This window comes from Paenibacillus sp. OT2-17 (genome assembly GCF_009827695.1).
Lineage (GTDB): Bacteria > Bacillota > Bacilli > Paenibacillales > Paenibacillaceae > Paenibacillus > Paenibacillus polymyxa_B.
Genome location: NZ_WUDQ01000433.1, coordinates 1 through 3181 on the forward strand (window position 1 = coordinate 1; position 3181 = coordinate 3181).

The 3181-nt window shown below is 41.2% G+C and carries 2 protein-coding genes and 1 pseudogene; all 3 read right to left on the bottom strand.

Features of this window, described 5'->3' with window-relative positions; all coding sequences use genetic code 11:
- The coding region (locus GRP75_RS22570) for an ABC transporter permease (RefSeq protein ID WP_160790418.1) at positions 1-758 on the bottom strand (758 nt) is incomplete at its 3' end.
- Between the two features lie 4 nt (positions 759-762).
- Positions 763-1695: an ABC transporter permease gene (locus tag GRP75_RS22575; RefSeq protein ID WP_160790419.1), complete on the bottom strand. Its 933-nt coding sequence runs from the start codon at positions 1693-1695 to the stop codon at positions 763-765.
- A gap of 197 nt (positions 1696-1892) precedes the next feature.
- Positions 1893-3181 (bottom strand): annotated as a pseudogene (locus GRP75_RS22580) (peptide ABC transporter substrate-binding protein); the annotation flags it as partial.

A 3181-nucleotide genomic window follows, 5' to 3' on the forward strand; every position in this document is an offset into this window, starting at 1 on the left:
AGGAATGCCTCAGAGAAAATAGCACTTGGAACTGTCAAAGTCAGTGTGACAATGATTGGTCCTACCGCATTAGGCAACAAGTGGCGGAACAGCAAACGACCTGCACCAGCACCCATTGAACGGGAAGCAAGTACGAATTCTCGGTTTTTAAGTTGTAACATCTCACCACGTACAATCCACGACATGTTAATCCACCCCGTTACACAGAGCGCAATAATAATTGTAGTGATACTTGGCTCCAGTACAACCAGCAACAGGATCGTAACAAGCAAGTAAGGAATGGAGTACAAGATTTCAGAAAATTTATTCATGATTTCATCAACGCGGCCACCAAAGTAACCCATAATTCCACCATAAATAACTCCAATCATCAAGTCAATCATTGCAGCAGCCAAACCAATAATCAAGGAAATCCGAGCGCCCATCCAAGTACGTACAAACATATCACGTCCCAGATCATCTGTTCCGAACCAATGTTCCGCCGAAGGAGGAAGATTGGTGCTCAACAAATCATTGGTGCGGTCATCGTATGGGGACAGCATCGGCCCAACAATTGAAGCAAGCACAATGAGAACCAACACACTCAAGCTCGTCATTGCCAGTTTATTTTTACGAAGTCGTTCCCAAGCATCTCGCCAAGCGGACAAGCTTTCGCGCTGAATAACTTCAGACTGCTTTTCATCCGCCCCGACCTTCTGGAAATCTTCCGGTTTTACCTGAAGCTTATCCAAGTTCACAGCATTATCTTTAACAGACATAAAGTTATCCCTCCTTCCCGCCAGTAAGCTTAATCCGCGGATCAATAAATCCATATGCAATATCTGTAATAAAACGCGCCACCATCAGCAAAATACCGTAAAAAATAGTAACTCCCATAATCATGGTATAATCGCGGGTTGTAATACTATCTACGAATACCTTACCAATACCGCCAATCCCGAAGATACGTTCAATAACAACTGAACCCGTAATAATATTGGCCGTCATGGGTCCCACATAGGTAACAACCGGCAAAATAGCATTACGTACAACGTGTTTGAACATAATTGTAATGGATTTCAAGCCTTTAGCTTTGGCAGTCTTAATGTAATCCGCATGAAGCACTTCCAGCATGCTGGAACGCGTCAGTCGAGCGATAAACGCAATTGGGGAAGCAGATAAAGCTGCAACAGGCAGAACGTAGTCCATCGGACCGTCAAAGCCCATAACATTAAACCAACCTAACTGTTGAGCGAAGAAAAATTGAATCAACGATGCTAGAACGAAGCTGGGAACCGCAATCCCCATGATAGCTAATACCATTGCAACGTTATCTATTAGCCTACGATGATACAAAGCTGCCAGCATACCTAGCAAGAGACCGACAATTATCGACACGATTATGGCAACAAAACCTAGTTTGAGGGAAACCGTAAAAGTTTGTCCGATAATGTCAGTTACACTTTGATTCAGCTTTTTCATAGAAATACCAAAATCACCTGAAGCAATATCACCTAAGTATTTAAAATATTGGACATATACAGGCTTATCCAGCCCATATTGTTCCATTAACCGGGCTTGAATCTCAGGAGAAGTCGCTTTTTCACTCATGAAGGGGTTACCCGGAATTGCTTTCATGAGAAAAAACGTCGTAGAGATCAGAATGAACAAAGATAGCAGCATATAGAAAAATTTACTGATCAAATAACGCGTCATTGCCCGTTTACACCCCCCATAAATTTTTTTCGACACCATTCGATTTTATCGAAATAGAATTGGACTGTCCAATCTACTTATTTGCATGGTTACATGATGATGGAAAAGACCATGACACACAAAAAAAACGGGATATATATGGTTCTATCCACATATATATCCCGAAGTAACTATCAAACTTCAGAATCGAGCTTCAGTTACTGTGTAATATACGCTCTTGTGAAATCAACTGCTCCACTAAAGTCAAGCCCAATGTCTTTTACATTCGGTTTCGTTAAAGAAACATTTGAGTAGTAGTAGATCGGAAGCATTACCATATCATCTTGAACCAGAATTTTCTCAGCTTTCGCAAAATCTTCCATGCGTTTTGCTGGATCAGTTTCTTTCTTAGCTGCTTCAATCAAAGCATCATATGCTGGGTTAGCATAACCTGCATTGTTGTTGCCATTGCCTGTTGTCCACATATCCAGGAATGTCATTGGATCATTATAGTCAGCAGACCATCCACCACGAGCGATTTGGAAATTCAGCTTGTTACGTGTTTGGATAAATACGCCCCACTCTTGGTTTTGAGTTTTGATGTCAACACCAAGGTTTTTCTTCCACATATCAGCAACTGCCAAAGCAATCTTTTGGTGACTCTCGCTGGAGTTATACAGCAATGTTACCGGAGGAAGTGTAGTTACGCCTTCTTCCTTCATACCTTCTTGAAGCAATTTTTTCGCTTCAGTGAAGTCTTCTTTGAAGTAATCATCTTTATTCTCAGTACGGAATTCTTGAGATACTCCTTTGATACCTGGAGGTACAAAGCCGTATGCAGGAATTTGACCGCCCAATGTTACTCTTTCAACGATTGGTTGGCGTTCAATAGCCATCGCAAATGCTTTACGGATTTTAACATTGTTAAATGGTTTTTCAGTTACATTAAACAGATAGTAGTACGTACTTGCAATCCCTTTTGCCTTAAATTCGTTAGGCAGTTCTTTTTTCACAGCCGGAATTTGGTCGGTAGGAATTTCACCGTTTGGCATACCTGCGTAATCGAGTTGTCCACTTCTATAAGAAGCCAGCTCTGTTGCACCGCTATTTACAAGGGACATCGTAATTTTATTCAGCTTGATATCATCTTTACCCCAATAGTTTTCACTTTTGGTTACTTCGATCTTTTGACCGCTGTCCCAAGTCGTTAATGTGTAAGGTCCGTTAGTGATCATGCTATCTTTCTTAACAGCCCACTTATCATTACCTTTAACGGAAGGATTTACAGGGTAAAAAGTGTAGAAAGAAGTCAATCCCAAGAAGTAAGGAGTTGGGTGCTCCAGCTCTACTTGCAATGTATGGTCGTCAACAGCTTTAACACCTACATCTTTAAAGTCTGTAACTTTAGTGCCTTTAAAAGATTTCGAAGTACTCAGGTTGTAACCCTCAGCATTTTTGATATAGTACAATTGTTAAGCATATGGAGGTGAAGGAGCCGTGGAAGGAT

Coding starts and splice junctions, on each gene's coding strand:
- GRP75_RS22575 (WP_160790419.1), bottom strand. CDS start 1,695: ATGACGCGTTATTTGATCAGTAAATTTTTCTATATGCTGCTATCTTTG.